Below are 26059 nucleotides of genomic sequence, written 5' to 3'. Positions count from 1 at the left end.
GACGGGCTCGATCGCGACGGTTCACCGACTGATGACGGCGGTGCAGGGTCCACCTCCCGACGCGCCGGATCGGTGGGGGGTTCACCGCCGTGCCGCGTGTCGGGGCGGACGCGCCGCATCGGCGGTGAGCACCCCACCGAAACCTCGCGGCAGATGGTGGACAGCTCACCGGCCGACGGGCGGCCAACCTGGAGCCGCCATATCGCTGATCGCGCATACTGAGGACATGGCCAACACGACAGCGCTCGCCGACCTCACCGGCCCGACCACCGCGACCCACATCGAGCGGTCCGCCGGCAGTCTCGTCCGGCTCGCCCGAGCGAAGGTCGGCCTGACCCAGGTGGAGCTCGCCGAGCGGGCGCACGTGCCGCAGTCGACGATCTCCCGCATCGAGAGCGGCCGGACCCAGCCGAGTCTGGTGCTGCTCGGACAGCTGCTCGCCGGCGCCGGGCTGGAGCTGCGGATGACCCTCGCGCCCTTCGACGACCACGACCGGGTCCTCGACCGTCGCGCGGCCGCCGACCCGGCGCGCCAGGAGTCCGCCGAGACGGCCCTGGACGCCTTCCTCGACGACCTCCGCAACGGCTGACCCGTGAGCGTCTTCGACCCGGCAGCCATCGTCGAGGTCCTCAACGAGCACGGCGTCCGCTACGTCGTCATCGGCGGGTACGCGGCGACCGTGCACGGGGCGGCCCGGCCCACGCTGGACATCGACGTGACACCCGAGCAGAGCGCCGGCAACCTCGACCGGCTCGCGGCCGCGATGCGCGAGCTCGGGGCCAAGATCCGCACCGATGCCGTCGACGGGGCCTGCCGTTCGCCGTCACCGGCGAGGACCTGGCCACCCGGTCGATGCTCAACGTCGTGACGACGTACGGCGAGCTCGACGTGTCGATGGTCCCCAACGGGACCACCGGCTACGACGACCTGATCCGCGACGCCGAGCCCCGCACCCTGCGCGCCGGCGTCGTGGTCGACGTGGCCAGCCTCGCCGACGTCATCCGGTCCAAGGAGGCCGCCGGAAGGCCCAAGGACCTCGTTGCGCTCCCCGAGCTCTACCGACTCCTCCAGGCCGGCACGTCGCCCACCCCCACCGACGAGATCGCCGCGCCGAGCCAGGCGCCGACGGCCGATCGGCAGGCAGCCGAGACGCCGGGGAAGACTCCCCAGGAGCGTGCCGCGCGCTACCTACGAGAACGCGACCGTTAGGGGCTCGGACCGAGTCCGCGGGCTCGGTCCGGTCGATCAGGTCGCCCGGGACTGGGCCACCAGCCAGGCGTCCCAGCCCCGGGCGAGCCGGTCCCGGCCATCGGCCGGCGGGCGGTCGGAGGTCCACCACGCGAAGACGTCGGCGCGCTCGCCGACGGGGTGCGACAGCCGGACCACGACCGGGCGGCGCTGGCGGCCGAGGGCCGCGACACCACTGCGTGCGAGCGGGGCGATCCGGCCACCCCAGGCGGCGGGGGTGACGTCGGCGGGGGCGACGGGGCCGAGGTCGGTCCCGAGGTCGAGCCGGACCTGGGACCGGCCCCGCTCGAGCCGCCAGCTGGCCGCGGCGAGCGGGAGGCTGGGGGAGGAGACGCCGCGCTGGACCCGCTCGACCAGGTCGATGTCGCCGTCGGACACCTTCCCGTCCAGGACGACGGTCCCGACGCCGCTCGTGTAGCGCCAGGTCACCGGCTGCGGCGGCAGCGGGAGCCGGCTGGACTCGGTGACGTCGTGGGCGAGCCCGCCGCCCGAGGCGACCTCCACGGTCGTACGGCCGCTCTCGTAGGTCACCCGGGTCTCGCCGACGAAGGCAGCGGCCGAGCGCCGCCAGGCCGCGACGACCTCGGCCGCCCGCGCGTCCGCGGCGAACGCGTCGTCGACGGCCAGGACGTCGGGGGCGTCGGTCTCCCTGAGCTCCAGCAGGTACGACGACTCCCCCTGCTCGGCCGTCACCCGGTCGACCTCGGCGACCAGCGCGACGACGGCGGCCTCGGCGAGCCCGGGAGTGAGGCCGATCTCCAGGTGGGCGCCCTGCTCGTCCACCTCGACGTCGGCGACGGCGGCGTGGGACGCGAGATCGTTGCGGATGCCCGCACCCCGGTCGGCCTCGCTCGAGCAGCCGGTGGCGACGACGAGGAGGACCGCTGCCGTCATGACGGCAGCCGTCGTCCTGCTCCTGCCCCCCCAGGCCATGCCTAGATGGTCACACGGCCGCGACCCGCACGCGACCAAATCGGTCCAGGCGTGATGATGCCCTCGTGGACGTCTACGGAGAGCTGGTCGACCAGTACGCCGACTTCGGGCGCTACGCGGCCGCCGACTCGGCCTGCTTCGGGACCTGGGCGGCTGCTGTCGCGGACGACGCGGACGTGCTCGCGTGGCTGGGCACGCTGCCGCCCGGCAAGGCCCAGCCCAACCTGGTCTTCGCCGCCGCCCGCTGGCACGGCGTCCCCGCCCCCGGCCCGTACGACGCCCTGCGCGACGCCCTGCTCGGCGACGACGGCCGGATCCGCGCGACGATCCTCGAGCGCCGTACCCAGACCAACGAGGTGGGCCGGCTGGCCACCCTGGTCCCGGCGATCGCGACCCTGGGGATCGTCGAGCCGGTCGCGCTGCTGGAGGTCGGGCCGAGCGCGGGGCTGGTGCTCTACCCGGACCGGTGGTCCTACGCCTGGGAGACCGAGGACGGGACCGTCACGGCCGGGACCGGGCTGGCGTTGCGCTGCCGGGTGCGCGGGCCGGCGCCGCTGCCCGCCGAGCCGCCGCGGGTCGCCTGGCGCGGCGGCGTCGACCTCCATCCGCTGGACGTCGCCGACGCCGACGCGATGGCCTGGCTGACCACGCTGGTCTGGCCCGAGCAGGACGCCCGCCGCGCCCAGCTGCAGCAGGCGATCGAGGTGGCCCGCGCCGACCCGCCGGACCTGCGCACCGGCGACCTGCTGGAGGAGCTGCCGGCGCTGGTGGCGGAGGCGTCGTCGTACGGGCCGGTGGTGGTCTTCCACACGGCGGTGATCGCCTACCTGACCGACCCGGACCGCGAGCGCTTCCACGACCTGATGACCGGCCTGGTGGCCGACGGCGCCTGCCGCTGGGTGAGCAACGAGGGCAAGCGGGTACTGCCCCGGGTGACCGCGACCGGGCCGCCGGTGCCCGAGGAGCGGGCGACGTTCGTGCTCGGCGTGGACGGGCGGGCGGTGGCCTGGACGCACGGGCACGGCCGCTCGATGCGCTGGCTCGCTTGACCTCAACTTAACTTGAGGTTGTCTGATCGGCTCATGCACGCGATCCGGCTCCACGCCTTCGGCCCGCCCGACCACCTCGTCCTCGACGAGATCCCGGACCTCGAGCCCGCCCCGGGCGAGGTCCGGGTCGCCGTCGCGGCCGCCGGGGTGCACCTGCTCGACACCTCGCTGCGTCGCGGCGAGAGCGGCGGGCCGATGCCGCCGCCCGACCTGCCGACCGTCCCCGGCCGCGAGGTCGCGGGGGTCGTCGACCGGGTCGGCGCCGGCGTCGACGGGGCCTGGTTGGGTCGCCGGGTGGTCGCCCACCTCGGCATGGTCCCGGGCGGGTACGCCGAGCAGGCGGTCACCGCGGTCGGCTCGCTGCTCGCCGTACCGGACCACGTCCCGTTCCCCGACGCGGTCGCGGCGGTGGGCACCGGTCGGACCGCGCTCGGCGTCGTCGAGCTGGAGCCGCCGCGCGCCGGCGACACCGTGCTGGTGCTCTCCGCCGCGGGCGGCCTGGGCTGGCTGCTCGCGCAGTCGGCCCGTACGGCGGGCGCCCGGGTGGTCGCCGCCGCCGGCGGCCCGGACCGGGTCGCGGCCCTCGCCGCCCTCGAGCCGGACGCCGTGGCCGACTACACCGAGCCGGGCTGGAGCGAGGCCCTGGCCCCCGTCACCCTCGTGTACGACGGCGTCGGCGGCGAGGTCGGCCGCGCGGCCCTGGAGCTGCTCGCCCCGGGCGGTCGCCAGGTGATGTTCGGGTTCAGCGCGGGCGCCCCGACCCGGTTCGACTCCGGCGACGTGGTCGCCCGCGGGCTGACGGTCGGCTGGAGCCTCGGCCCGCGGATGGCCGCGCTGCCGGGCGGGATCCCCGGGCTGGCCGCCCGGGCCCTGGACCGGGTCGCGGCGGGCGACTGGCGGCCGCGGGTGTCGACGTACCCGCTCGCGGACGCGGCGCGCGCCCACGCCGACCTCGAGGGCCGCCGGGCCCTGGGGAAGGTCGTCCTGGTGACCGATGAGAGTCCGGGCGTGGCAGGGTCTGCCCCGACATGACCGAGCAGTTGACCGACGCGCCCGAGCGGAGCCTGCCGCGCGCGCTGACGCCGTTCCGGAGCCCCGGCTACCGGCGGCTGGCGCTCGCGCTGGTGCTGTCGACCTTCGCGTCCGGGGTCTGGGTCGTCGGGCTGGTCTGGGAGGTGATCCGGATCGGCGGCGGCCCGGGCCAGCTGTCGCTCGTCTCGACCGCCGGCGCCGTCGGCGTGCTGCTCCCCGCGCTGCTGGGCGGCGTGGTCGCCGACCGGGTCCCGCAGAAGCTGGTCCTGCTGGGCGTGGCCGCCGTCGAGCTGGCCGGCATGGCACTGGTGGCGGCCCTGTCGACGGCCGACCTGACCCGGGTCTGGCACCTCGCGGCGGTGTCGTTCGTGATCGGCGCGGCGATGGCCTTCTACTACCCGGCGTACTCCGCCTGGCTGCCCGCGCTGGTCGAGGAGCGCGACCTGCTGGCGGTCAACGGCTTCGAGGGGATGGTCCGGCCCACGGTGGGCCAGGCGGTCGGACCCGGCGTGGCCGGGGTGGTCGTCGGCGTGGCGTCGTCCGGGGCGGCCCTCGGGGTGGCCGCGGCCGCGTGCCTGGCGGCGATCGTCGCCCTGACGCTCGTGCCCCTGACGCCGGTCCGGCGTGAGGAGGGCCCCCACGGGTCGGTCCTGGGCGACCTGCGCGAGGGCTTCGGCTACCTGGTGCGGACGCCGTGGCTGCTCGCCACGCTGCTCTTCGCCTCGCTGATGGTGCTGGCGATGATGGGCCCGCTCGAGGTGCTGGTGCCGTTCCTGGTCAAGGACAAGCTGGGCGGCGGTCCGGGCGACCACGCGCTGGTCCTGGCCGCCTTCGGCATCGGCGGCGCGGTGGGCTCGCTGACCATGGCCTCGCTGCGGATGCCGCGGCGCTACCTCACGGTGATGAACGTCGGCTGGGGCGTCGGCTGCCTGCCGCTCGTGGTGATCGGGCTGGCGACCGAGATCTGGGTGGTCGTCGTCGCGGCCTTCGTCCTGGGGGCGATGTTCGCGTTCCCGATGGTGATCTGGGGGACGCTGCTGCAGCGCCGCGTCCCGCCGCACCTGCTGGGCCGGGTCGCCTCGCTCGACTTCTTCGTCTCGGTGAGCCTGATGCCGGTCTCGATGGCCCTCGCCGGACCGGTCAGCGAGCTGCTCGGGCTGCGCACGACGTTCCTGATCGCCGGGCTGGTGCCCGGGGTCGCCGCGGTGGTCGCGACCGTCGCCGCCCGGTTGCCGGCCGACGAGATCGCGCACCCGCTGCGCGACGAGGCCGCTTAGAGCGGGGACATCCCGGTGAACGGGCTGCGGATGTGCAGGGTCTGGTCACCGAAGTCGACCGTCACCCCGCTCGCGTGCACGGCGGTGACCCGACCGAGGCCGTAGGAGTCGTGGGAGACGCGGTCACCGACCGTGAACTCCTCGATCACAGGCTCGGGATCGGGCTTGAACGGACTGCTGGCGAGGTGTCTGCGCTTCGCCCCGGGAGAGGTGGTCATCACCTCGAGTATGCGCCCCCGAGCCCGATGGTGGTGCTTTACCGTCGGATCGGTCGGCTCAGACGGGGGTGCCGAGCGTCTCGGCGAGGCGCGAGCGGGAGGGGATCCCGAGCTTGCGGTAGATGTGCGAGAGGTGCCACTCGACCGCCTTGACGGTCACCACCAGCTCCTCGGCGATCTGCCGGTTGGTCAGCCCGTCGGCGGCCAGCAGGGCCACCCGGCGCTCGGCCGCGGTGAGGGTGGCCATCGCCTCGGACCGGACCCGGCGGGGCTGCTCGCCCAGCCGGTCGAGCAGGCGTCGTACCCGACCCTGGAGCGGCCAGAGCTCCTGGCGGCCGGCGTACTCCTCGGCGGAGCGGAGGAGCTGGCGTGCCTCGTCCTCGCCGGCCCGCTCGGGGTCCAGCAGGAGCAGGCCCGCGAGGTCGGTGTCGATCTGGGCGGCGAGCCGCTCGGCCACGACCTCGGTCAGGGTGGCCCGGGCCTCGCGCAGCAGCACGATCCGGTCGCCGCCGACTCCGACGGTGGCGAGGGTGCGCAGCCCGTGGGCGTGGGCGTACGGCGACCCGGAGGCCGCGACGACCCCGCGCCACTCCTCGGCCAGCCCGACCGCCTCGCGGTGCCGGCCGACCCGGACCAGGGCGACGGCCGCACTCGCGCGCCAGGGCACCAGCGCGGGATCGGCCAGCTGCTCGGTCTCGGCCAGCCGCTCGCCGGCCGCGAAGAAGTGCTCGACGGCGGTCTCGGCCTCGCCGAGGGCGGTCGCCAGCTCGCCGCGGGCGTGGTGGGCGACCGCACCGGCCGGACCGGCGCGGTCCAGCAGCGGCTCCAGCGACACCCCGACGCCCATGGCCTCGGCCAGGTCGCCGCGGGCGAGCCGGCAGTCGATGAGGCTGGCGGCGATCAGGCTGGCGGCGATCGGGTCCGCGGAGGCGTCCGGGTGCTCCCGCAGGACGGTCAGCGACGCCAGACCCTCCTGGATCCGGCCGGCCCGCACGTGGACGAGTGCCGTGCCCAGGGCCCCGGCGAGACCAGCCTCGTCAGGCACCTCGGGCGAGCGCATGGGCATGAGCCTAGGAATGCCGAGCGCCGCTCGGGCCGGAACGGCCGGATCCGACCAGGTGGACCAGTCAGGTGCTACGTCACATTCACGACGCCCCGGCGACCCAGGAACGCGAGCAGCCGTACGTCGGGGGGTGCGTCGCCGGGGACCGCGCGGGCGGGCCCGAAGCGGACCCCGCGGTCGCGGGCGTCGACCAGCGCGCCGGCCGCGTCGAGGAGGCCCGCGGCCAGCTCGGCGGGCACCCGGCGGGGCGAGCCGGTGGCCTCGGCGACGTCCCAGCCGTGCACGGTGATCTCGAGGGCGGCGGCGGTGACCAGGACCCCGCTGGCCACGGCGGCGTCGCCGACCAGGACCTCGCCGGGCCGGGGCCCGACCCAGGCGCCCAGCAGGGCGCAGGCCTTCTCGCGCAGCGTCCCGACCCGGTCCGGGGCGGGGGCGGGCGGGGTCACCGCGACGACGCCGTCGGCGGCCTCGAGGAAGGCGTCGAGCGAGTCGTCCATGTGGGCGAGCAGCGAGCCGAGGGACCACCGCTGGCACGGCGTCGGGCGGTCCAGGTCGACCGTGGAGACGCCGGTCAGCGTGGCGCTGGCGTAGGCCAGCGAGCGGTCCAGCAGCTCGACGGCGTCGTCGAGCCGCGGGGTCACTGCGGAGCCGGACCCCGGCTGGCACCCACGGGCAGCTGGGCGGGCTCGTAGTCGGCTGGCAGGTCCAGCGGCAGCCCGCACTTGGCGAACAGCGAGCTGTCGAAGAACGCGTGCACGTGCCGGACCCGGTCGCCGTCCAGCTCGAGCACCTGGAGCTGGAAGGGCACGAAGTGGCCGTCCGGGGTGCGCATGTAGAGGCCGAAGGCCGGTTGGCCGTTCGCGTAGGTCGCGATCATCGGCATGTCGTAGCTGCCGCCCGGGCAGGCGGTGGCGATCAGCTCGCCGATGGTCGCGGCGCCGACGTACCAGCCGGTGAACGGCGGCATCTCCCAGACCGCCTCGGCGGTCAGCAGGCTGACGATCTGGTCGATGTCCTTGCGCCAGAACGCCTCGACGTAGCGGTCCAGCAGCCGCAGCTGCTCGGGGCTGAGGTCCTGCTCGACGCTCTCCTCGGTCAGCCCGCGCTCCTTGAACTGCGCGTGCGCGCGCTGGAGGGCGGAGTTGACCGCGGCGGTGGTGGTGTCGAGGGCCTCGGCGGTCTCGGCGGCGCTCCAGCGCAGCACGTCGCGCAGGATCAGCACCGCGCGCTGGCGGGCCGGGAGATGCTGGAGGGCGGCGACGAAGGCGAGCCGGATCGAGTCGCGCTCGGCGACCACGACGGCGGCGTCGGGCACCGGCTCCAGCCAGGCGATCTCGTTGTTGGCCTCGAGCGCGTCGCCGGCGACGGCGTCGGGGGTGCCGAGCCCGGTCGGGAGGGGCCGGCGCGGGCGGCCCTCGAGGTTGGTCAGACAGACGTTGGTGGCGATCCGGTAGAGCCAGGTGCGGACCGACGAGCGACCCTGGAAGTCGGCCGAGGCCTTCCAGGCGCGCAGGAACGTCTCCTGGACCAGGTCCTCGGCCTCGTGCACCGACCCGCTCATCCGGTAGCAGTGGGCCAGCAGCTCGCGCTGGTAGCGCTCGGTGAGCGTGGGGAAGTCGTCGAGCTCGCTGATCGTGGTCATCGCACCTCATCCTCCGGTTGTCCAGTCTGCCTCCACCTACCGACAGCGGTCGACCCCGAAAGTCATCGGTGCGCGGCGCAGATCTCCAGCGCCCGCTCCGCGGCGGGTACGGCGAGCGCCCGGTCGGCCGCCACCAGGCCGACCCGCGTGCGCCGGTCGAGCAGGTCGCCCACGTCGGCCGCCCCCTCGTGGGTCACGCCGAAGAGCAGCTCGGCCAGCGTCACCGGCACCCCGTCGGCGACCGGGGCGAGCAGCTCCTCGTCGCCCAGCCCGCTGACCTCGCGGGCGCTGGCGAGGACCAGGGCGGCGTCGGTGCCGTAGCGCCGGACCAGCCGGACCGGCTCCTCCAGCTCGGCCAGGACCCGCCGCGGGGCGGCGCCGAGCAGCGGGAGCCGGGCGGTCCGGCAGGGCTCGGCGTCGAGACCGGCCTGGGCGACGGCGGCGTCGACGGCGTCCTCGGCCATCCGGCGGTACGTCGTCAGCTTGCCGCCCACGACGGTGAGCAGGCCGGACGCCCCGGTGAGCACCGCGTGCCGGCGGGACAGGTCGGCGGTCGAGCCGTCCTCGGCGTGCAGGAGCGGCCGCAGCCCGGCGTACGCCCCGACGACGTCGGCGCGGTGCAGCGGCCGGGCGAACGCGGCGGAGACGACGTCGAGGAGGAAGCCGATCTCGGGCTCGGTCGGCTCCGGGACGTCGGGCACCTCGCCGTCGACGGGCTCGTCGGTGAGGCCGACGTAGAGGGTGCCGTCGGGTTGGGGCAGGACCATCACGAACCGGTTCGTGGCCCCCGGCACCGGGCAGAAGACCGCCGCGCGCAGGCCGGGGACCGCGTCGCCGCGGAGCACCAGGTGGGTGCCGCGGCTGGGCCGCAGGGTGACCTCGGCGGCCAGGGTGTCGGCCCACACGCCGGTCGCGTTGACCACGGCCCGGGCGGTGACCGTGCGGGTCGCGCCGGTCAGCTTGTCACGCAGCTCGACCCGGGTGCCGGTCGCGCTCAGCACGCGGGCCCGGGTGCGGACGTGGGCGCCGTACGACGCCGCGGTCCGCGCGATCGTGGTGACCAGCCGGGCGTCGTCCTCGAGCTGGCCGTCCCAGGCCATCATCGAGCCGCGCAGCCCGGCCCGGCGCAGGGCCGGGGCCATCTGCAGGGTCTCGGTGGCGGTCAGCCGGCGGGGTCGGGGCAGCGTCTCGAGGTCGGTGCGGGCGCCGCGGCGCAGGGCGTCGCCGGCCCACATGCCGGCCCGGGTCACGCCGGCCATCAGCCGGCCCACGCTGGAGTCGAAGGGCACGACGTACGGCATCGGGCGGGTGAGGTGGGGGGCGGTGACCTCCATCAGGACGCCGCGCTCGACCGCGCTCTCGTGGGCCACGGCGACCTGGCCGTTGGCCAGGTAGCGCAGCCCGCCGTGCACCAGCTTGGACGACCAGCGGGAGGTGCCGAAGGCCAGGTCGTGGGCGTCGACCGCGAGCACGCTCAGGCCGCGGGTGACCGCGTCGAGCGCGACCCCGGCGCCGGTGACCCCGAGGCCGACGACGACCAGGTCGACCTGGTCGGGGGCTCCCTGGAGGCCGGGGGTGATCACGGCTGCAGGATCCGGGTCAGGGCGAGCTCGAGCTCGCCGTCGAGGTCGCGCATCCCGACCCCGTCGTCGACCATCGTGTGGGCCGAGAGCACGAACCCGTGAGCGGCGAGGACCAGCGCGCGGGCGATCGCGGTGGGGTTGCCGGCCCGGACGTCGCCGGTGGCCTGCAGGGCGGTGATCGCCTCCTCGGCGATGGCCAGGATCAGGTCCTGCGAGCGGCCGCGGCGCGAGAGCAGGTAGGGCAGGACCAGCTCGGGGTCGAGCTCGACGATCCGGACGAACAGCTCGTTCTCGCGCAGCGCGCGGATGGTGGCGACCATCCGCTCGACCAGCCCCTCGGTCCCCGTCGTGCCGGCCACGATCCCGGTCCACTCGCGGGTCATCAGGTCGCCCAGCAGCTGCGGCATGTCCGACCAGGTGCGGTAGATCGTCATCCGCGACACCCCGGCCCGGCGCGCGACCTCGGTGAGGGTGGTGCGGCGCCAGCCGACGTCGAGGATGCAGGCCCGGGCGGCGTCCAGGTAGCCGTCGCGGGGGCTGGCGGCCGACTCGGGGTTGTGACGAAGTGACGTCATGTGTCACATTGTAACGCATGACGGTTGAGATGCACCCCTCCCGCTGGGGCGACCCGGCCCAGGCCGCCCCGCTGCCCGACTCCGCCCGCGGGCTGGTGGAGCTGGTCTTCGGCCTCACGGACCGCCCGGCCGTGGCGGAGGTCGTCGTACCGGTGTCGGGGCTGGCGCCCGCCCTGCTCGCCGGGCTCGAGGACCTGCTGGGGGCCGAGCACGTGCTCACCGACGACGCCCTACGACGGCTGCGCACCCGCGGCAAGTCGACCCCCGACCTGCTCCGGCAGCGGGCCGGCGACCTGTCCGACGCCCCCGACGTGGTGGTCCGCCCGAACGGCCACGACGAGGTCGCCGCGGTGTTGGCCTTCGCCGTCGAGCACCACCTCGCCGTCGTCCCCTTCGGCGGCGGTACGTCGGTGACCGGCGGCCTGGTCGCCCGGCGCGCGGGGTACGCCGGCGTCGTCTCGCTCGACCTGGTCCGGATGAAGCGGCTGCTGGCCGTCGACCACACCTCGATGACCGCCACCCTCGAGCCGGGGCTGCGCGGGCCCGAGGCCGAGGCGCTGCTCGCGGCGGAGGGGCTGACGCTCGGCCACTACCCGCAGTCGTTCGAGCACGCCTCGATCGGGGGCTTCGCCGCGACCCGCTCCTCGGGCCAGTCCAGCGCCGGCTACGGCCGCTTCGACGCGCTGGTCGTCGGGCTGCGCGCCGCCACCCCGCGCGGCGAGCTCGCCCTCGGCAGCTCCCCGGCCAACGCCGCCGGCCCCGACCTGCGCCAGTTGCTCCTCGGCTCGGAGGGCGCCTTCGGCGTGATCACCGCGGTCACCGTCCGGGTCCGCCGGCTGCCCACCGAGAAGGTCTACGAGGGCTGGCGCTGGCCGTCCTTCGAGGCCGGCCGCGACGCCATGCGGACCCTCGCTCAGGCGGGGCTGCTGCCGACCGTGCTGCGGCTCTCCGACGAGGCCGAGACCTCGATCAACCTGGCCCGGCCGGACGCGATCGGCGACTCGTCGGACGGCGGGTGCCTGATGATCACCGGCTACGAGGGGACACCCGAGGCGGTCGCGGCCAGGCGGGACGCCGTCACGCCCGTGCTGACCGGTCTCGGCGGCCTGACGGCCGACGCCGGCGTGGGTCCTGCGTGGGTCGAGGGGCGCTTCCGTGCGCCGTACCTGCGGGACTCGCTGCTCGACGTCGGGGTGCTGGTCGAGACGCTCGAGACGGCCACCTTCTGGTCGAACGTGCCGCGGCTCTACGCCGACGTGAAGGCCGCGCTCGTGGCGTCCCTGGGGACCTCGACGCTGGTGCTCTGCCACGTCTCGCACGTCTACGAGACCGGCTGCTCGCTCTACTTCACCGTCGCCGCCCAGGAGGCCGACGACCCGCTGGCCCAGTGGGCGGCGGCGAAGGCGGCCGCCAGCGACGCGATGGTCGCGACCGGCGCCACGATCACCCACCACCACGCCGTCGGGACCGACCACAAGCCGTGGCTGGCCGCCGAGATCGGGGCGCTGGGCGTCTCGGTGCTGCGCGCGGTCAAGGCCGACCTCGACCCGACGGGCATCCTCAACCCCGGGGTGCTGGTGGACTGATGCGCTCCTTCACGTTCCTGGTCAACCCGGCCTCCGGGGGCGGGGCGGCGCCCGCGGCCGTCGTGCCCGTCGCGCGGCTGCTGCGCGACGCGGGAGCGACGGTCGACGTGACCTACTCGCCCGGGCCGCTGGCCATGGGCGAGCTGGTCACCGAGGCGGTCGGTCGCGGCGACGTGGTCGTCTCGGTCGGCGGCGACGGGATGCTCTCGCACCTCGCCGGCCAGGTCGCGGCCGCCGGCGGCACCCTCGCCGTGCTCCCCGCCGGCCGGGGCAACGACTTCGCGCGGATGCTCGGCCTGCCGACCGCCTCGCCCGACGTCGCGGACCTGCTGCTGCACGGCCCGGCCTCGCCGGTGGACCTGCTCGGCTGGACCCTCCCCGGTACGACGACCCGCGTCGTCGCCGGCTCCGTCTACGCCGGCGTCGACGCCCGCGCCGCCGCGCTCGTGCACCGGATGCGGTGGACGCCGAAGCAGCTGCAGTACCCCTGGGCCGCCGTACGCTCCCTGGCCACCTACCAGCCCGGGCGGTTCTCGGTGACCGTCGACGGCGCCACCCACGCCTTCTCCGCGGCCACGGTCGTGGTCGCGAACTCGGCGTACTACGGCAAGGGCATGAAGATCGCGCCCGCCGCGGCCGTCGACGACGGCCTGCTCGACGTGGTCGTCATCGAGGCCGCCTCCCGGCTGGAGCTGGTCCGCTCCCTGCCGAAGGTCTACGACGGCGGCCACGTCGCGCTCGACGAGGTCACGGTGCTCACCGGACGCCGGGTCGAGCTGCACGGCACCGCTCGCGGCGGCATCCCCGTCGGCGCGGACGGCGAGCCGCTCGGCGACCTGCCGACCCTCGCCGACCCGGCGGCCGTGGTCGAGCTGCTGCCCGCCGCCCTGACCGTCGTCCGGCCGGTCTCGTCGGTCGGGTAGCAAGCGGTGTCGTCGGTCGAGTAGCGAGCGCCAGCGAGCGTATCGAGACCCGTCGGTGGGTCTCGATACGTCCGCTCGTTCCTCGCGGTCTACTCGACCGGCGAGGGTGTTCCGAAGGCCCAGACCAGCAGGTCGGTGGGGACCGCAGCGGTGACGGAGACCGCGGGGTGGTCGACCATCTCGAACGCGTCGCCGGCGACGAGCGGCTCGGCCAGCGACGACCGGGTCAGCGCGCCGGTGGCGACGTACGCGTGGACGCGGCCGGCGGCGGGCAGCTCGACGGTGTCGCCGATCCCGAGCCGGGCGACCGAGAACCGGGCGCCGGGCAGCGGGGCCGCGACCTCGGTCAGGGCGCCGGGCAGGAGCACCGGCGTCGACACGTCGTACGACGGCGCGGGGGGCTCGTCGGTCGCCAGCCAGACCTGCACGAACCGGGTCCGCGGCTCGGCGGCCACCTCGCTGTGCTCGACCGCGGGGTGGTCGACGCCGTCGCCGGTCTGGAGGACCGCGACCTGTCCGGGCGCCACGACCAGGGGGTCGCCGACGCCGGTGTGGGCGAGCCCGCCGCTGACCACCCAGGACACGATCGCCACGCCCGAGTGGCGATGTGTGTCGAAGCCCTCACCGGCCGTCAGCAGGTGGTCGTCGTGGCAGACCATCGGCCCGAAACGCAGGCGTTCCGGGTCGTGATGGTTGCCGAAGGAGAAGGAGTGCTGGGTGGCCCGGCCTGACGCACGTTCGGTAAAACGAGCGGAAGCCCGGCGGATCTCGACCGTCACGTCCATGATGGTGTCATGGGGGAAGAGTCCGAAAGTCGAACGTTCCCGGTGCTCCCTCCAGGGTTCCGGTTCGGGACCAGCTCGGCGGCGTTCGCCGTCGAGGGCGGGGCGGACGCCGACGGGCGGGGCCCGAGCATCTGGGACACCTTCGCGCAGCAGCCCGGCAAGGTCGCCGACGGCACGACGTGCGCGGTGGCCGCCGACAGCTACCACCGCTGGGCCGAGGACGTCGACCTGCTGAAGCGGCTCGGGGTCACCGGGCACCGGCTCTCGATCTCCTGGTCGCGGGTCCAGCCGACCGGCTCGGGCGCGTGGAACCAGGCGGGTCTCGACTACTACGACCGGCTCCTCGACGCCCTCAACGAGGCCGGCATCCAGCCGATGGTGACGCTCTACCACTACGACCTCCCGCAGGCGCTGGAGGACGACGGCGGCTGGCTCAACCGGGCCACCATCGAGCGCTTCGCCGAGTACGCCGCGGCCATGGGCGAGCGGTACGCCGACCGGGTCGAGCACTGGGTGCCGGTCAGCGAGCCGGCGAACGCGGCCTACCTCGGCTACGGACTCGGCCAGCAGGCGCCGGGCCGCGAGATGCTCTTCGACTCCCTGGTCGTCGCCCACCACCTGCTGGTGGCCCACGGCCGCGCGGCGATCGCGCTGCGGGGCGCGGGGGCGACCAGCGTCGGCTGCGCCAACAACCACGCCTCGATCTGGCCGGCCAGCGACGACCCCGCCGACGTCGGTGCGTCCAAGCTCTTCGACGCGATCTGGAACGGCGTGTTCCTGGAGTCGATGCTGCTCGGCCGCTACCCCGTCGACCTGGCGCCGATGATGGAGGAGTTCATCGAGCCCGGCGACCTGGTCACCATCCGCCAGCCGCTCGACTTCTACGGCCTCAACTACTACAGCCCGCAGCGGGTCGGCGCGACCCGCGAGGACGCGCTGCTCCCCTTCGAGTGGCGGCCGCTGCTGGGCTACCCGGTCACCGACGCCGGCTGGTCGGTCGTGCCCGACTCGCTGCGCGAGTGGCTGATCATCTTCCGCGCCCGCTTCCGGGCCGCGCTGCCGCCGATCATCATCACCGAGAACGGCGCGTCGTACTCGATCCCGCCGGGCCCCGACGGGGTCGTCGACGACCAGGTGCGCATCGACTATCTCGACGTCTACCTGCGGGCGGTCGCCGAGGCCGTCCAGCGCGGCGTCGACGTGCGCGGCTACTACTACTGGTCGCTCCTCGACAGCTTCGAGTCCGCCGACGGGCTGCGCTCGAAGTACGGCCTGGTGCACGTCGACCCGGAGACCCAGGACCGGACGCCCAAGCGGTCGTTCCAGTGGTACGCCGAGACGATCGCCGCGCAGACGCGGTCCACGGGCTAGTCACGGGCTGGTCGCTAGCGTCGGGCCCATGACGGCCTACGAGCGCGACCACCGCACGATGCGCGAGCGGATGGAGGCGGGCGACGCCTACATCGCCGACGACCCCGAGCTGGAGGAGGCGTCGTACGCCGCCCGCGACCTGATGGCCGCGGTCAACGCGACCGGGCCGCGGGAGGGCGTGCGGCGCCGTGAGCTGCTGGCCGAGCTGCTCGGCGCGATCGGCGAGCAGACGGAGATCCGCCCGCCGCTGTACGTCGACTACGGCCGCAACATCGGCATCGGTGCCCGGACGTTCGTGAACTTCGGGCTGGTCGCGCTCGACGTGGCGCGGATCGAGATCGGTGACGACGTGCAGATCGGGCCGAACGTCCAGCTGCTGACGCCGACCCACCCGGTCGAGCCCGGGCCGCGGCGCGACAAGTGGGAGGCGGCCGAGCCGATCACCATCGGCGACAACGTCTGGCTCGGGGGCGGGGTGATTGTCTGCCCCGGGGTCACCATCGGCGCGGACACCGTCGTGGGGGCCGGGTCGGTGGTGACCAAGGACCTGCCGGCGGGCGTGATCGCGGTCGGCAACCCGGCGCGGGTGATCCGCTCGGTCTGAGCGTTCGTGCATAGTTTGACCGTTCGATCAGATGGTGTCTAGGCTCGCGGCATGCGAACCGACGAGCGCCAGCAGGCCCTGACCGAGCGGGTGCTGACCACCGGCAGCGCCACCGTGGCCGAGCTGGTCGCCCTGGTGGGCGCCTCCGAGGCCACCGTCCGGCGCGACCTGGCCGAGCTCGACGAGCGCGGCGTCGTACGACGGGTGCACGGCGGCGCCCGGCGACCCGGGCTGCGCGGCGTGGACGTCGTCCCGGGCGCGCAGCCGCACCCCAACGCGGCCGGCCGCGACCGGGTCGCCCACGCCGCGGCGGCCCTGCTCGCGCCCGGCGAGGCGGTGATCCTCGACAGCGGGACCACCGGCACCGAGGTGGCCCGCAGCCTGACCGGCCCGCACCGCGTCGTCCCGCTCTCGCTGACCGTGGCCGAGGCGCTCGCCGGTCGGGACGGTCTCGACGTGACCGTGCCCGGTGGCGACCTGCGCCCCGGGTCGCTGTCCTTCGTCGGGCCGATGACCGAACGCGCACTCGCCGGGCTGCGGGTCGACACCGCCGTCGTCTCGCCCTGCGGGTTCGACCTGCGCGGCGCGACCGCCTTCGACCTGGGCGACGCAGCGGTCATGCAGGCAGCGATGCGCTCCGCCGAGCGCCGGGTGCTGGTCTGCGACGCGAGCAAGTGGGGCGGCTCCGCGTTCGCCTGGTTCGCCGACCCGGGGGAGTTCGACGTGCTGGTGACCGACCAGGTCCTGACCGCCGACGAGGCCGGTCGACTCGACGAGCTCGGCGTCCGGGTGGTGGCGGCATGACCTCGACCGACACCCGGATCCTCCGCGCCCGGATCGCGGTGATCGCGGCCTTCGGCGTCAACGGCTTCCTGCTCGCCTCGTGGGTGGTGAGCATCCCGCAGGTCGAGGACCGGGCCGGGCTGAGCCACGCCAGCCTCGGCAGCATCCTGCTGCTGCTCGGGCTCGGCTCCTTCGTCTCCATGCAGGTCGGCGGCTGGGCCGTCGACCGGCTCGGCAGCCGGGTCGTCACGATGACGGCGGTGGCGATGCTCGCGGTCGCGGTCACGCTGCCGTCGCTCGCGACCGGCGCCGGCACCCTGGCCCTCGCCGTGCTGGCCATCGGGCTCGGCAACGGCGCGCTCGACGTGGCCATGAACTCCCACGCGGTCCAGGTCGAGCGGGCCCACGGCCGGCCGCTGATGTCCGGGTTCCACGCCTGCTGGTCGATCGGCGGGGCGATCGGCGCCGGCGTCGGGGCGATCGCGCGCGGCCAGGACGTCCCGCTCGGTCCCTACCTGGTCGGCTCGGCGATCGCCGGGGCCGCGGTCGCCGCGGTCACGCTGCCCGGCCTGCTGCCGCCGTACGACGCTGCCGCGGCCGACGACGCCGTGGCGCCGGTGACGGTCGTCCCTCCCGAGACGCGGCGGATCGTCGGGCTGGCCCTGCTCGCCTTCGTGCTGATGCTGGCCGAGGGCGTGGCCGCCGACTGGAGCGCGCTGCACGCCCGCGACCACCTCGACGCCGGGTCGCTGGCCGCGCTGGCCTACGCCGCCTTCGCCGTCGCGATGACCGCCGGCCGGCTGGTCGCCGACCGGGTGACCGCCCGGATCGGCGCGGTGGCCGTCGTCCGCTGGGGCTCCCTGGTCGCCGGCGCCGGGATGCTGGTGGCGGTGCTGTCGCCCGCGCTGCCGCTGACCCTGGTCGGCTGGGCGCTCTTCGGCCTCGGTCTGTCCGGGACGGTCCCGCAGATCTTCAGCGCCGCCGGCGCGATGTCGGCCGGCGGGGGCGGCGTGATCATGTCCCGCATCGTCGGCGCTGGCTACCTCGGCCTGCTCGCCGGCCCGGCGCTGATCGGCTGGCTGGCCGCGGGCACCTCGCTCACCCTCGCTCTCGTCCTGCCCGCCGCGCTCTGCGTGCTGGCGGTGCGGTGGGCGGGGCTGCTAGGGACCGACGGGTCTCGACACGCCGGCCGCGACTTCGTTCCTCAGTCGCGCGGCTCGCTCGACCACCAACGTCAGATCCGCTAGCGCGTCTCTGACAGCCCGTGCTGGTGCGCGAAGACGACGATCTGGACCCGGTCGCGTAGCGCCAGCTTCCGCAGGATCCCGCCCACGTGGGTCTTCACCGTCGACTCGCTGGCGAAGACCAGCCCGGCGATCTCGGTGTTGGAGAGCCCGCGGGCGACGGCGGCGAACACCTCGCGCTCCTTCTCCGTCAGCGAGAGGTACGACGCGGGCGTCGGCGCCGCCGCCTGGAACTGCCCGTCGAGCAGCGTCGAGAGGTCCTGCGGGGCGAGCACGGCGTTGCCGGCGTGCACGGTGCGGATCGCGTCGCGCAGCATCACCGGGGTGGTGTCCTTGAGCAGGAACCCGCTGGCGCCGTACCGGATGGCCGTGGCGGCGCGGTCGTCGAGGTTGAACGTGGTCAGCACCACGACCCGCAGCGGCTTCGACCGGCGCGAGACCCGGTCGGGCAGGAACAGCTGCCGGGTCGCCTCGACGCCGTCCATCTCGGGCATCCGCACGTCCATCAGCACCACGTCGGGCTGCAGCTCGTCGGCCAGCCTGACCGCCTCCAGGCCGTCGCCGGCCTGGCCGACGACGCTCATCCCGTCCTGGGCGTCGACGATCACCGCCACACCGGCCCGGAAGAGCTCCTGGTCGTCGACGAGCAGCACCCGGATGCCCTCGGGGTCTGCGGTCACGTCGGTCGCACCGGTATCCACGCCGTCACCGTAAACGTCGGCCCCTCGGGCTCCTCGCGCCGCCGTACGTCGAGGCGGCCGCCGATCGAGTCGAGGCGGCGGCGCATCCCCTCCAGGCCCTGGCCGGAGCCGTCGTCGACGGCGCTCAGCGGCTGGGTCTCGTCGGGGGCCGGGCTGACGTTGCGGACCTCGAGGCGCAGCTCGTGCTCCCACGACCCGTCCGGCCAGTGCCGCTCGACCCGGACCGGCGCGTCGCGGCGGCCGTGCTTGATGGCGTTGGTGAGCATCTCCTGCAGGACCCGGTAGGCGACCGTCTGCAGCTCGGGCGGCAGCGGCTGCACCTGCCCGACCTCGGTCGCGGCGACCTCGTGGCCGCTGGCCCGGACGCCCTCGATCAGGCTGTCCAGCCCGCCCGGCCGGGTCGGAGCGGGCTGCTGGGTGGTGGTCAGCACCTGGCGGACGTCCTGCAGCGAGGCCCGGGCCGAGGTCGCGATGGTCTCCATCGTCCTCTTCAGCGCCTGGGTGTCGGCGTCGGGGAGGTACTGCGCGGACTCGGCCTGGGCCAGGATCACCGCCAGCGAGTGCCCCACGACGTCGTGCACGTCGCGGGCCAGCCGGGTCTGCTGCTCACGGAGCCGGGCGATCTCCTCGGCCTGCTCGCGGTCGTGCACGGCCCGGGCGGCCTCGTCCTCGGCCACCTCCTGGGAGGCCTGCGAGGACTGCGCGCGGGCGACGTACCGCAGGGCGAGGCCGGCCAGCCACGGGACGCCGAGCAGCGACATCCCCATGATCGCCGCGGCGACCTGCCAGGCGTCGTCGTAGCTGTAGTTCTGCCGGACCAGCGTCTCCAGGCCGGCGTTCTCCGCCAGGACGCCGAGCCCGAAGAGGCCGATGTAGACGACCGTGATGGCGGCGGCGGCCGGGATCGACAGGGCGCTGAGCCACACGGTCGCCGTCGATCCCCAGCGGGCGCAGCCGAAGGCCACCACCGCGATGGCGAGCTCGACGATCATCAGGTCGACGCTCCCGGCGACCTGCAGCACGCCCATGCCCCAGACGAGCGTCAGCGCCGCAGCAGGGGCGGCCCGGCTGAGGCCGACCGCGAGGGCCATCGCCATCGCGACGAGCACCAGGGCGGGGCGGTACGTCGTGACGTAGTCGCGACCCGTGGCCTCCACCAGCCCGGCGACCAGGACGGCGAGCCCGAGCGCGGCGTCGGGCAGCCAGCGCTGCCACTGCTGCGCGTTCACGCGGCGACCAGGGTGCGGGCGGGGGCGAACCGCTTCTCCACCAGGTGCCAGCTGAGCAGCGCCAGCGGCACGGTCAGGGCCGCGGCGAGCAGGCCGGCGTACTCGCCGTGCGGGCGCAGCCAGAGGGTCAGCGGGTAGTTCCACAGGTAGGCGCCGTACGAGATCGTGCCGAGGGCGACCAGCGGTCGCAGGGTCGGCGCGGTCACGTCGGTCCAGTCGCGCCAGGCGAGGAGCAGCACGGCGGTGAGCAGCGCGACGGCCGGGCCGGCGACGAGGTAGGTGAGCGCATGACCCCGCAATGGAATCACGCTCAGGAGTGCGAGGCCGGCGAGCGCGGCCCCCAGCGCCCACGACGGTACGGCGAGCCGCGGCGACAGGATCCGGCTCGCCGCGCCGATCACGAAGCAGACCGCCCAGGAGGTCGGCAGCGCGTAGGCCAGGTCGGGCTCGGCGTGCAGCCAGAGGACGGTCACCAGGCAGGCCGCCAGGCAGACGGCGGTCGCGGCGACCAGCAGCACCAGCACCAGCCGGCGCCGGAACGCGAGGGCGAGCAGGGCCGGCCAGACCAGGTAGAACTGCTCCTCGGTGGCCAGCGTCCACAGGTGGAAGGTCGCGCCGTCGGGGGTCAGGCGCGGGAGGTTGCCGGTCCAGGTGAGGGCGACCAGCACGTCCTTGCCCAGCGACGACCGGTCGCCGAGGGGGTCCAGCAGCAGGGTCACCAGCGCCACCCCAGCCACCACGAGCAGCAGGGCCGGCACCAGCCGGCGGGCCCGGCGTACGTAGAAGCGCCGCAGGTCGACCTGCCCGGTCCGCTGCAGCTCGCCGAGCAGCACCCCGGTGATCAGGTGGCCGGACAGCGCGAAGAACATCACCACCCCGACCACGCCGGCGCCCGGCGCGAGGTCGGGGAGGGCGTGCCGGAGCACCACCAGCCCCACGGCGATCCCTCTCAGCAGGTCCAGGCCCTGGATCCTCACGCCAGGACGTCCCGGACCAGCAGGTCGACGAGGTCGGCGTAGGCGAGGCCGGCGGCGGCGAACATCCGCGGGACCTGCGAGTGCTCGGTGAAGCCCGGCATCGTGTTGACCTCGTTGAGCACCGGACCGTCGGCGGTCCAGAAGAAGTCGACGCGGGCCACGCCGGCGCAGCCGAGGGCGTCGTACACCGCGACGGCGGCGTCCTCCAGCGCCTTGCGGTCGGGGTCCTCGAGGGCGGCCGGGACCCGGAAGTCGGCGGACCCGCCGTACTTGGCGTCGAAGTCGAACAGCCCGTCCACCACGATCTCGAGGGCGGGCGAGACCACGAGCCCGTCCCGCGTCCGCAGGACCGCGACGTCGATCTCCCGACCGACCAGGAGCTCCTCGACCAGCACGCGGTCGTCGAGCGCGAGCGCGGCGGCCAGCGCCGGCGCGAGCTCCTCGGCGGTCCGGACGAGGGAGACGCCGTGGCTGGAGCCGGCGGCGACCGGCTTGACGACGACCGGGTGCGTGAACCGGTACGCCGCGGCGGTGGCCGCCGTGAGCAGCACGCCCGGCGCCGTGGCGACGCCGACCGCGTTCGCCACCAGCTTGGTCGCCCACTTGTCCATCGCCAGCGCGCCGGCGCCGACCCCGGAGCCGACGTAGGGCACGCCGGCCAGCTCGCAGAGTGCGGCCAGGGTGCCGTCCTCGCCGAGCGGGCCGTGCACGACCGGGACCACGGCGTCGCAGCGCTGCAGCTGCGCCACGGCGGCGGGGAGGCCCCCCTCCCACTCGCCGGCCCGGCCGATGGTGAGGCGGACGACGTCGTACCGCTCCTCGAGGGCGTCCGCGACACCGGCGGCCGAGGCCAGCGAGACGTCGTGCTCGCAGCTCGCGCCGCCGCCGATGACGGCCACGCGGGTCATCGCACACCTCGCAGCGACGACACGACGGTGCCACGGGCGATCCGCGGCCCGAAGCCGGTGACCACCTCGTGGGGGAGGGTGTCGGACCAGGCGGCCCAGTCGGCGGGGGTCGGCTCGCCGGCGGTGCCGGGGCCGAGCACGGTCGCGGTCTCGCCGGCCAGCACCGGCTCGTCCCCGACGTCGACGACCACCTGGTCCATCGACACCCGGCCCACGACCGGGCAGCGGCGCCCGCGGAGCAGCACCTCCGCGCGCCCCGAGGCGGCGCGGGGCAGGCCGTCGGCGTACCCGAGGGGGAGCAGGGCCAGCGTGGTCGCGCGCGGCGTGGTCCAGCTGTGGCCGTAGCCGACCGGCGTCCCCGCGCGGACCCGCCGGACGGACACGACCGGGGCGGTCAGGGTCATCGCCCAGGTCAGCTCGGTGCTCCCCGACGGGTCGATGCCGACCAGGCCGGCGCCCACCCGCACCGTGGTGTGGTGGCTGCGCGGATCGGTGAGGGTGGCCGCGGTCGCGGCGAGGTGCCGTACGACGGGCCGCAGCCCGGTCGCCCGCGCGGTCTCCAGGCCCCAGGCGAACCGGGTCCGCCCGGTGGCGTTCGCCGGGTGCCCGGGCTCGTCGGCGCAGGCCAGGTGGCCCATCACGCCCACGACCGTCAGCAGCCCGGCCTGCTCGGCCCGCCGGGCGGTGCGGCACAGGCGGGCCCACGACGTCGGCTCCGCGCCGTCGCGGGCGAGGCCGGTGTCGAGGTGCAGGTGGACGCGCGCGCCGGGCGCCGTCCGGACGACCGCGTCGAGGTGCGCGGCGCTCGGGACGGCCAGGTCGAGGTCGGCGGCCACGGCCGTGGCGAAGTCGGCGTCGACCGGATTCAGCCAGCTCAGCACCGGCGCCCGCAGCCCGGCCTCACGCAGGGCGAAGCCCTCGGCGATGCTCGTCACGCCCAGCCCGGTGGCGCCGTTGGCCAGCGCGGTGCGCGCGACGGTGACAGCACCGTGCCCGAACCCGTCGGCCTTGACTACGGCCATCAGCTCGCCGGTCGCCCGAGCGGCGAGCAGGCGGGTGTTGGCCGCGATTGCGGCGGGGTCGACGACGAGCTGCGGGGCGCTCACCCGCGGGTCGGCGTACGTCGTCGTGGCCACGGCGCTCATGCCGCGACTGCCACGTCGAGCGGTCCGTACGACGCCGCCGCGGCGCCGGTCACCAGCGCCCAGTAGCGGTCGCCGAAGCTCCAGTGCCACCACTCGGTCGGGTAGTTCACCAGCCCGGCCCCGCCCAGCACCCGCGCCATCAGGTCGCGGTGCGCCCGGGCGTCGGCGCCGATGCCGGCCGCGGCCGTGAAACACCGGCCGTCGGACTGCTCCGGGGTCGCGTCGATCGCCGTGCCGAGGTCGAGCTCGTCCCCGCAGGCGTCGACCAGGGTCAGGTCGACGGCGGCGCCCGCGACGTGCGGCGCGACGTCGACGGGGGAGACGAACCGGCTCACCAGGCGGGCCCGTTCGGTGGCGTCGGCCTGCGGGTGGGCCGCGCGCACCTCGGCGTCGTACCGCTCGATGATGGCCCGCTGGTCGCGCACCGACCGGTGGCCCTCGACCACCCGGAGCGTGACGCCGAGGGGGAGCGCGTGGCGGGCCGCGACCAGGCGGTCGGCGAGACCGGCGCGCACCAGAGCCCGGGCCGGGCCGAAGCCGGCGTCGAGGCGGACGAGCGGCTCGCCGCACTCGTGGACCGGGACCGCGGCGACCCGCGGGTCGGACAGGAGGATCGTCATGCGACCACGCTCGCCGGTCCGGTGGGGACGTGACCTCCACCTCAGGTGCCGGAGGGCTGGCCCGAGGTGCCGACCTGCGGCCCTACGATTCCTCCATGCGCCTGCGTCGTACCGCCCTCGCCGTGCCCGTCCTGCTGACCCTCGCCGCCGCCTCCGCCTGCGCGCCGGTCGACGACAGCGACTCCGCCGCGGACTCCTCCGGCGACTCCGCCGCGAGCGGCGAGGCCTGCGGCGTCGACGACCTGTCGCTGAAGACCGACGGCCAGCTGACCATCGGCACGGACTCCCCGGCGTACGAGCCGTGGTTCACCGACAACGACCCCACCAACGAGAAGGGCTTCGAGTCCGCCGTGGCGTACGCCGTGGCCGACGAGCTCGGCTTCGCGAAGGACGACGTCACCTGGGTGAAGGTGCCCTTCAACACGTCGTACGCGCCGGGCGAGAAGAACTTCGACTTCGACATCAACCAGATCTCGATCTCCCCGGAGCGGGCCGAGGTCGTCGACTTCTCCGACGGCTACTACTCGGCCGCCCAGGCCGTCGTCGCGCTCAAGGGCAGCAAGGCCGCCAACGCGACCACGCTGGCCGAGCTGAAGGACCTGCGCCTCGGCGCCCAGACCGGCACCACCTCGCTCACCGCCATCCGCGACGTGATCGAGCCCGGCACCGACCCGGCCGTCTTCGAGGACACCAACGCCGCCAAGCAGGCCCTCCAGAACGACCAGATCGACGCCGTCCTCGCCGACCTGCCGACCGCGTTCTACATCTCCGCGGTCGAGATCGAGGACTCCACCATCGTCGGCCAGTTCCAGCCCGAGGTCGGCGACACCGAGGAGTTCGGCCTGCTCTTCGAGAAGGGCAGCGAGCTGGTGCCGTGCGTGAACGACGCTCTCGCCGCGCTGCGCGAGGACGGCACCCTCGACGAGATCGAGCAGGAGTGGCTCTCCGACGTCGTGGACGTGCCTGAGCTCCAGTGAGCACCTGGCAGCCCAGCGCCCGGGAGCTCGAGCGCCGGCAGGTCCGCCGGTCGCTGCGCCGGCGGTCGGTGCTGATCGCCACCGCGGTCACCGTCGCGGTCTTCGCGGCGGTGGCGGTGGGGCTGACCTCGTCGCCGGGGTGGGCCACCGTGCGCTCGACCTTCTTCGACGCGGGGGTCGCCCGGGAGACCTTCCCGGCGATCCTCGACGGCCTGTGGATCAACATCAAGCTGTTCCTGATCTGCGAGGTGTTCATTCTCGTGCTCGGTCTGGCGGTGGCGCTCGCGCGGACCGCACGCTCGCCGTGGCTCACGCCGGTGCGGGTGCTGGCCGTGCTGTACGTCGACCTGTTCCGCGGCGTCCCGACCGTGCTGCTGGTCCTGCTGCTGGGCTTCGGCGTACCCGCCCTGGAGCTGCAGGGCCTGACCAACGACCGGTACGTCTGGGCCGGCGTCGCCCTCGTGCTCTCGTACGGCGCCTACGTCGCCGAGGTGTTCCGCTCGGGCATCGAGTCGATCCACCCCTCGCAGCTCAACAGCGCCTCCGCGCTCGGTCTCAGCCGTGCCCAGTCGATGCGGTTCGTGGTGGTCCCGCAGGCCGTGCGCCGGGTCGCCCCGCCGCTGCTCAACGACTTCATCTCGCTGCAGAAGGACACCGCCCTGGTCTCGATCGTGGGCGTGTTCGACGCGGTCTTCGCCGCGCGTGACTCCACCGGCTACCTGTTCAACTACACGCCGTACGTCGTGGTCGCCGCGATGTTCATCGCCATGACCATCCCCCTGGCGCGCGTGACCGACTGGCTCGGGCGCCGCGCTCTCGCGCGCGAGAGGGCGGGGGCGCTGTGACCGGGCTGCTGGAGGTCTCCGGCCTGCGGAAGTCGTACGGCGACCGCGTCGTCCTCGACGACATCGCCCTGACCGTGGCGCCGCACGACGTCGTCTGCCTGATCGGCGCGTCCGGCTCCGGCAAGTCGACCCTGCTGCGCTGCCTGAACCTGCTCGAGGAGATCGACGACGGCGTCATCCGCTTCGAGGGCCGCGAGATCTCCGACCCCCTGGTCGACCCGCGCGAGGTCCGCAAGCAGATCGGCATGGTCTTCCAGGCCTACAACCTCTTCCCGCACCTGTCGGTCCTTGACAACTGCACCCTCGCCCCGCGCCGCGTCCACGGCATCTCGCAGTCCGCGGCCGAGGCGCAGGCCCGCGAACTGCTCACCCGCTTCGGCCTCGGCGAGCACATCGACCAGCACCCCGACCGCCTCTCCGGCGGCCAGCAGCAGCGCGCCGCCCTGGTCCGCGCCCTCTGCACCCGCCCCCAGGTCCTGCTCCTCGACGAGATCACCGCCGCCCTCGACCCCGAGCTGGTCGGCGAGGTCCTCGAGATCGTCCGCGCCGAGGCCGCCGCCGGCATGACCATGGTCCTGGCCACCCACGAGATGGCCTTCGCCCGCGAGGTCGCCACCAAGGTCTGCTTCCTCGACCAGGGGCGGATCCTCGAGCAGGGCCCGCCCGCCGAGATCTTCTCCGACCCGCGCGAGGAGCGGACGCGGCAGTTCCTGCGGCGGGTGCTGTAGCGCCGAGCTGTGG

The 26059-nt window shown here is 74.8% G+C and carries 29 protein-coding genes; 15 read left to right on the top strand and 14 right to left on the bottom strand.

The window, feature by feature from the left end:
- Positions 1-226: 226 nt before the first annotated feature.
- From BLT76_RS04285 to BLT76_RS04275, 3 genes are read left to right on the top strand one after another with little or no spacing between them, the layout of a single operon-like run.
- Complete coding sequence (locus BLT76_RS04285) at positions 227-589, top strand: helix-turn-helix domain-containing protein (RefSeq protein WP_090851229.1); 363 nt, start codon at positions 227-229, stop codon at positions 587-589.
- A gap of 3 nt (positions 590-592) precedes the next feature.
- Positions 593-868, top strand: coding sequence for a hypothetical protein (locus tag BLT76_RS04280; RefSeq protein WP_090851226.1), 276 nt, complete (start codon positions 593-595; stop codon positions 866-868).
- A complete protein-coding gene (locus tag BLT76_RS04275; protein WP_139175407.1) occupies positions 865-1209 on the top strand; it encodes a hypothetical protein in 345 nt (114 codons plus the stop codon). Before BLT76_RS04280 ends, BLT76_RS04275 begins: the two co-directional genes overlap by 4 nt.
- A gap of 36 nt (positions 1210-1245) precedes the next feature.
- Here the strand turns inward: BLT76_RS04275 and BLT76_RS04270 are convergent, their stop codons facing one another.
- Complete coding sequence (locus tag BLT76_RS04270) at positions 1246-2142, bottom strand: hypothetical protein (protein ID WP_090851220.1); 897 nt, start codon at positions 2140-2142, stop codon at positions 1246-1248.
- 104 nt (positions 2143-2246) lie between these two features.
- Between BLT76_RS04270 and BLT76_RS04265 the strand changes: the two genes are divergently transcribed.
- Genes BLT76_RS04265 through BLT76_RS04255 form a run of 3 tightly spaced genes read left to right on the top strand, consistent with a single transcriptional unit; the run spans position 2247 to position 5539 of the window.
- A complete protein-coding gene (locus BLT76_RS04265; RefSeq protein WP_090851216.1) occupies positions 2247-3230 on the top strand; it encodes a DUF2332 domain-containing protein in 984 nt (327 codons plus the stop codon).
- Positions 3231-3263: 33 nt separating this feature from the next.
- Positions 3264-4262, top strand: coding sequence for a zinc-binding dehydrogenase (locus BLT76_RS04260; protein WP_090851212.1), 999 nt, complete (start codon positions 3264-3266; stop codon positions 4260-4262).
- Entirely contained in the window at positions 4259-5539 is a 1281-nt protein-coding gene (locus BLT76_RS04255; protein ID WP_090851209.1) for an MFS transporter, read from the top strand. The genes BLT76_RS04260 and BLT76_RS04255 overlap by 4 nt, the downstream gene beginning before the upstream one ends.
- Here BLT76_RS04255 and BLT76_RS04250 read toward each other — a convergent pair.
- The 6 genes from BLT76_RS04250 to BLT76_RS04225 form a co-directional block, all read right to left on the bottom strand.
- The gene (locus BLT76_RS04250; protein ID WP_090851206.1) at positions 5536-5757 is read right to left on the bottom strand and encodes a hypothetical protein; all 222 of its coding nucleotides are present in this window, start codon (positions 5755-5757) and stop codon (positions 5536-5538) included. The two genes, BLT76_RS04255 and BLT76_RS04250, sit on opposite strands and share 4 nt — an antisense overlap.
- A 58-nt stretch (positions 5758-5815) precedes the next feature.
- A complete protein-coding gene (locus BLT76_RS04245; protein ID WP_139175406.1) occupies positions 5816-6817 on the bottom strand; it encodes a LuxR family transcriptional regulator in 1002 nt (333 codons plus the stop codon).
- Between the two features lie 74 nt (positions 6818-6891).
- Positions 6892-7461, bottom strand: a complete 570-nt coding sequence (locus BLT76_RS04240) for a TIGR03086 family metal-binding protein (RefSeq protein WP_090851200.1) — start codon at positions 7459-7461, stop codon at positions 6892-6894.
- Positions 7458-8462 carry a sigma-70 family RNA polymerase sigma factor gene (locus BLT76_RS04235; RefSeq protein ID WP_090851196.1) on the bottom strand — a complete coding sequence of 335 codons (1005 nt, stop codon included), beginning with the start codon at positions 8460-8462 and terminating at the stop codon, positions 7458-7460. Before BLT76_RS04235 ends, BLT76_RS04240 begins: the two co-directional genes overlap by 4 nt.
- A gap of 62 nt (positions 8463-8524) precedes the next feature.
- Positions 8525-10045, bottom strand: coding sequence for a glycerol-3-phosphate dehydrogenase/oxidase (locus BLT76_RS04230; RefSeq protein ID WP_090851193.1), 1521 nt, complete (start codon positions 10043-10045; stop codon positions 8525-8527).
- A complete protein-coding gene (locus BLT76_RS04225; protein WP_090851191.1) occupies positions 10042-10620 on the bottom strand; it encodes a TetR/AcrR family transcriptional regulator in 579 nt (192 codons plus the stop codon). Before BLT76_RS04225 ends, BLT76_RS04230 begins: the two co-directional genes overlap by 4 nt.
- Positions 10621-10637: 17 nt before the next feature.
- On the opposite strand from BLT76_RS04225, the gene BLT76_RS04220 reads away from it, so the two are divergent.
- Both BLT76_RS04220 and BLT76_RS04215 read left to right on the top strand, forming a co-directional pair.
- On the top strand, positions 10638-12206 hold the full coding sequence (locus BLT76_RS04220) for an FAD-binding oxidoreductase (protein ID WP_244509251.1): 1569 nt from the start codon (positions 10638-10640) through the stop codon (positions 12204-12206).
- Entirely contained in the window at positions 12206-13129 is a 924-nt protein-coding gene (locus BLT76_RS04215; RefSeq protein ID WP_090851185.1) for a diacylglycerol kinase family protein, read from the top strand. The genes BLT76_RS04220 and BLT76_RS04215 overlap by 1 nt, the downstream gene beginning before the upstream one ends.
- Positions 13130-13218: 89 nt before the next feature.
- On the opposite strand, the gene BLT76_RS04210 is transcribed toward BLT76_RS04215, so the two are convergent.
- The gene (locus BLT76_RS04210) at positions 13219-13908 is read right to left on the bottom strand and encodes a pirin family protein (protein WP_170866931.1); all 690 of its coding nucleotides are present in this window, start codon (positions 13906-13908) and stop codon (positions 13219-13221) included.
- Positions 13909-13956: 48 nt separating this feature from the next.
- Here BLT76_RS04210 and BLT76_RS04205 point away from each other — a divergent pair, with 48 nt between their 5' ends.
- From BLT76_RS04205 to BLT76_RS04190, 4 genes are read left to right on the top strand one after another with little or no spacing between them, the layout of a single operon-like run.
- Positions 13957-15285, top strand: a complete 1329-nt coding sequence (locus BLT76_RS04205; protein ID WP_244509250.1) for a GH1 family beta-glucosidase — start codon at positions 13957-13959, stop codon at positions 15283-15285.
- A gap of 28 nt (positions 15286-15313) precedes the next feature.
- The gene (locus tag BLT76_RS04200) at positions 15314-15889 is read left to right on the top strand and encodes a sugar O-acetyltransferase (protein ID WP_090851176.1); all 576 of its coding nucleotides are present in this window, start codon (positions 15314-15316) and stop codon (positions 15887-15889) included.
- A 51-nt stretch (positions 15890-15940) separates the two neighbouring features.
- Complete coding sequence (locus BLT76_RS04195) at positions 15941-16693, top strand: DeoR/GlpR family DNA-binding transcription regulator (protein WP_090851173.1); 753 nt, start codon at positions 15941-15943, stop codon at positions 16691-16693.
- A complete protein-coding gene (locus BLT76_RS04190; protein WP_211752715.1) occupies positions 16690-17919 on the top strand; it encodes an MFS transporter in 1230 nt (409 codons plus the stop codon). Before BLT76_RS04195 ends, BLT76_RS04190 begins: the two co-directional genes overlap by 4 nt.
- Here BLT76_RS04190 and BLT76_RS04185 read toward each other — a convergent pair.
- The 6 genes from BLT76_RS04185 to BLT76_RS04160 are packed head-to-tail and all read right to left on the bottom strand — an operon-like array spanning position 17916 to position 23496.
- Positions 17916-18617, bottom strand: coding sequence for a response regulator (locus BLT76_RS04185; RefSeq protein ID WP_244509249.1), 702 nt, complete (start codon positions 18615-18617; stop codon positions 17916-17918). The two genes, BLT76_RS04190 and BLT76_RS04185, sit on opposite strands and share 4 nt — an antisense overlap.
- Positions 18593-19846 (bottom strand): sensor histidine kinase, encoded by a 1254-nt coding sequence (locus tag BLT76_RS04180; protein ID WP_090851169.1) that lies wholly within the window; start codon positions 19844-19846, stop codon positions 18593-18595. The genes BLT76_RS04185 and BLT76_RS04180 overlap by 25 nt, the downstream gene beginning before the upstream one ends.
- Positions 19843-20823, bottom strand: a complete 981-nt coding sequence (locus BLT76_RS04175; protein WP_090851166.1) for an acyltransferase family protein — start codon at positions 20821-20823, stop codon at positions 19843-19845. Before BLT76_RS04175 ends, BLT76_RS04180 begins: the two co-directional genes overlap by 4 nt.
- On the bottom strand, positions 20820-21731 hold the full coding sequence (locus BLT76_RS04170) for a D-alanine--D-alanine ligase family protein (protein WP_090851163.1): 912 nt from the start codon (positions 21729-21731) through the stop codon (positions 20820-20822). Before BLT76_RS04170 ends, BLT76_RS04175 begins: the two co-directional genes overlap by 4 nt.
- Positions 21728-22876 (bottom strand): alanine racemase, encoded by a 1149-nt coding sequence (alr, locus tag BLT76_RS04165; RefSeq protein WP_090851160.1) that lies wholly within the window; start codon positions 22874-22876, stop codon positions 21728-21730. Before alr ends, BLT76_RS04170 begins: the two co-directional genes overlap by 4 nt.
- Positions 22873-23496 (bottom strand): M15 family metallopeptidase, encoded by a 624-nt coding sequence (locus BLT76_RS04160; RefSeq protein WP_090851157.1) that lies wholly within the window; start codon positions 23494-23496, stop codon positions 22873-22875. Before BLT76_RS04160 ends, alr begins: the two co-directional genes overlap by 4 nt.
- A 95-nt stretch (positions 23497-23591) precedes the next feature.
- On the opposite strand from BLT76_RS04160, the gene BLT76_RS04155 reads away from it, so the two are divergent.
- From BLT76_RS04155 to BLT76_RS04145, 3 genes are read left to right on the top strand one after another with little or no spacing between them, the layout of a single operon-like run.
- Entirely contained in the window at positions 23592-24473 is an 882-nt protein-coding gene (locus BLT76_RS04155) for an ABC transporter substrate-binding protein (RefSeq protein ID WP_090851154.1), read from the top strand.
- The gene (locus BLT76_RS04150) at positions 24470-25318 is read left to right on the top strand and encodes an amino acid ABC transporter permease (RefSeq protein WP_090851151.1); all 849 of its coding nucleotides are present in this window, start codon (positions 24470-24472) and stop codon (positions 25316-25318) included. Before BLT76_RS04155 ends, BLT76_RS04150 begins: the two co-directional genes overlap by 4 nt.
- Entirely contained in the window at positions 25315-26046 is a 732-nt protein-coding gene (locus BLT76_RS04145; protein ID WP_090851148.1) for an amino acid ABC transporter ATP-binding protein, read from the top strand. The genes BLT76_RS04150 and BLT76_RS04145 overlap by 4 nt, the downstream gene beginning before the upstream one ends.
- Positions 26047-26059: the final 13 nt, after the last annotated feature.

Source organism: Nocardioides lianchengensis (assembly GCF_900101465.1).
GTDB classification, from domain to species: domain Bacteria; phylum Actinomycetota; class Actinomycetes; order Propionibacteriales; family Nocardioidaceae; genus Nocardioides; species Nocardioides lianchengensis.
The sequence above is the reverse complement of the archived record's forward strand: the minus strand, read 5'-3'. Positions and strand labels throughout refer to the sequence as shown.

Coding starts and splice junctions, on each gene's coding strand:
- BLT76_RS04285 (WP_090851229.1), top strand. CDS start 227: ATGGCCAACACGACAGCGCTCGCCGACCTCACCGGCCCGACCACCGCG.
- BLT76_RS04270 (WP_090851220.1), bottom strand. CDS start 2,142: ATGACGGCAGCGGTCCTCCTCGTCGTCGCCACCGGCTGCTCGAGCGAG.
- BLT76_RS04260 (WP_090851212.1), top strand. CDS start 3,264: ATGCACGCGATCCGGCTCCACGCCTTCGGCCCGCCCGACCACCTCGTC.
- BLT76_RS04255 (WP_090851209.1), top strand. CDS start 4,259: ATGACCGAGCAGTTGACCGACGCGCCCGAGCGGAGCCTGCCGCGCGCG.
- BLT76_RS04250 (WP_090851206.1), bottom strand. CDS start 5,757: ATGACCACCTCTCCCGGGGCGAAGCGCAGACACCTCGCCAGCAGTCCG.
- BLT76_RS04245 (WP_139175406.1), bottom strand. CDS start 6,817: ATGCGCTCGCCCGAGGTGCCTGACGAGGCTGGTCTCGCCGGGGCCCTG.
- BLT76_RS04235 (WP_090851196.1), bottom strand. CDS start 8,462: ATGACCACGATCAGCGAGCTCGACGACTTCCCCACGCTCACCGAGCGC.
- BLT76_RS04225 (WP_090851191.1), bottom strand. CDS start 10,620: ATGACGTCACTTCGTCACAACCCCGAGTCGGCCGCCAGCCCCCGCGAC.
- BLT76_RS04220 (WP_244509251.1), top strand. CDS start 10,638: ATGACGGTTGAGATGCACCCCTCCCGCTGGGGCGACCCGGCCCAGGCC.
- BLT76_RS04215 (WP_090851185.1), top strand. CDS start 12,206: ATGCGCTCCTTCACGTTCCTGGTCAACCCGGCCTCCGGGGGCGGGGCG.
- BLT76_RS04200 (WP_090851176.1), top strand. CDS start 15,314: ATGACGGCCTACGAGCGCGACCACCGCACGATGCGCGAGCGGATGGAG.
- BLT76_RS04195 (WP_090851173.1), top strand. CDS start 15,941: ATGCGAACCGACGAGCGCCAGCAGGCCCTGACCGAGCGGGTGCTGACC.
- BLT76_RS04190 (WP_211752715.1), top strand. CDS start 16,690: ATGACCTCGACCGACACCCGGATCCTCCGCGCCCGGATCGCGGTGATC.
- BLT76_RS04170 (WP_090851163.1), bottom strand. CDS start 21,731: ATGACCCGCGTGGCCGTCATCGGCGGCGGCGCGAGCTGCGAGCACGAC.
- alr (WP_090851160.1), bottom strand. CDS start 22,876: ATGAGCGCCGTGGCCACGACGACGTACGCCGACCCGCGGGTGAGCGCC.
- BLT76_RS04160 (WP_090851157.1), bottom strand. CDS start 23,496: ATGACGATCCTCCTGTCCGACCCGCGGGTCGCCGCGGTCCCGGTCCAC.
- BLT76_RS04155 (WP_090851154.1), top strand. CDS start 23,592: ATGCGCCTGCGTCGTACCGCCCTCGCCGTGCCCGTCCTGCTGACCCTC.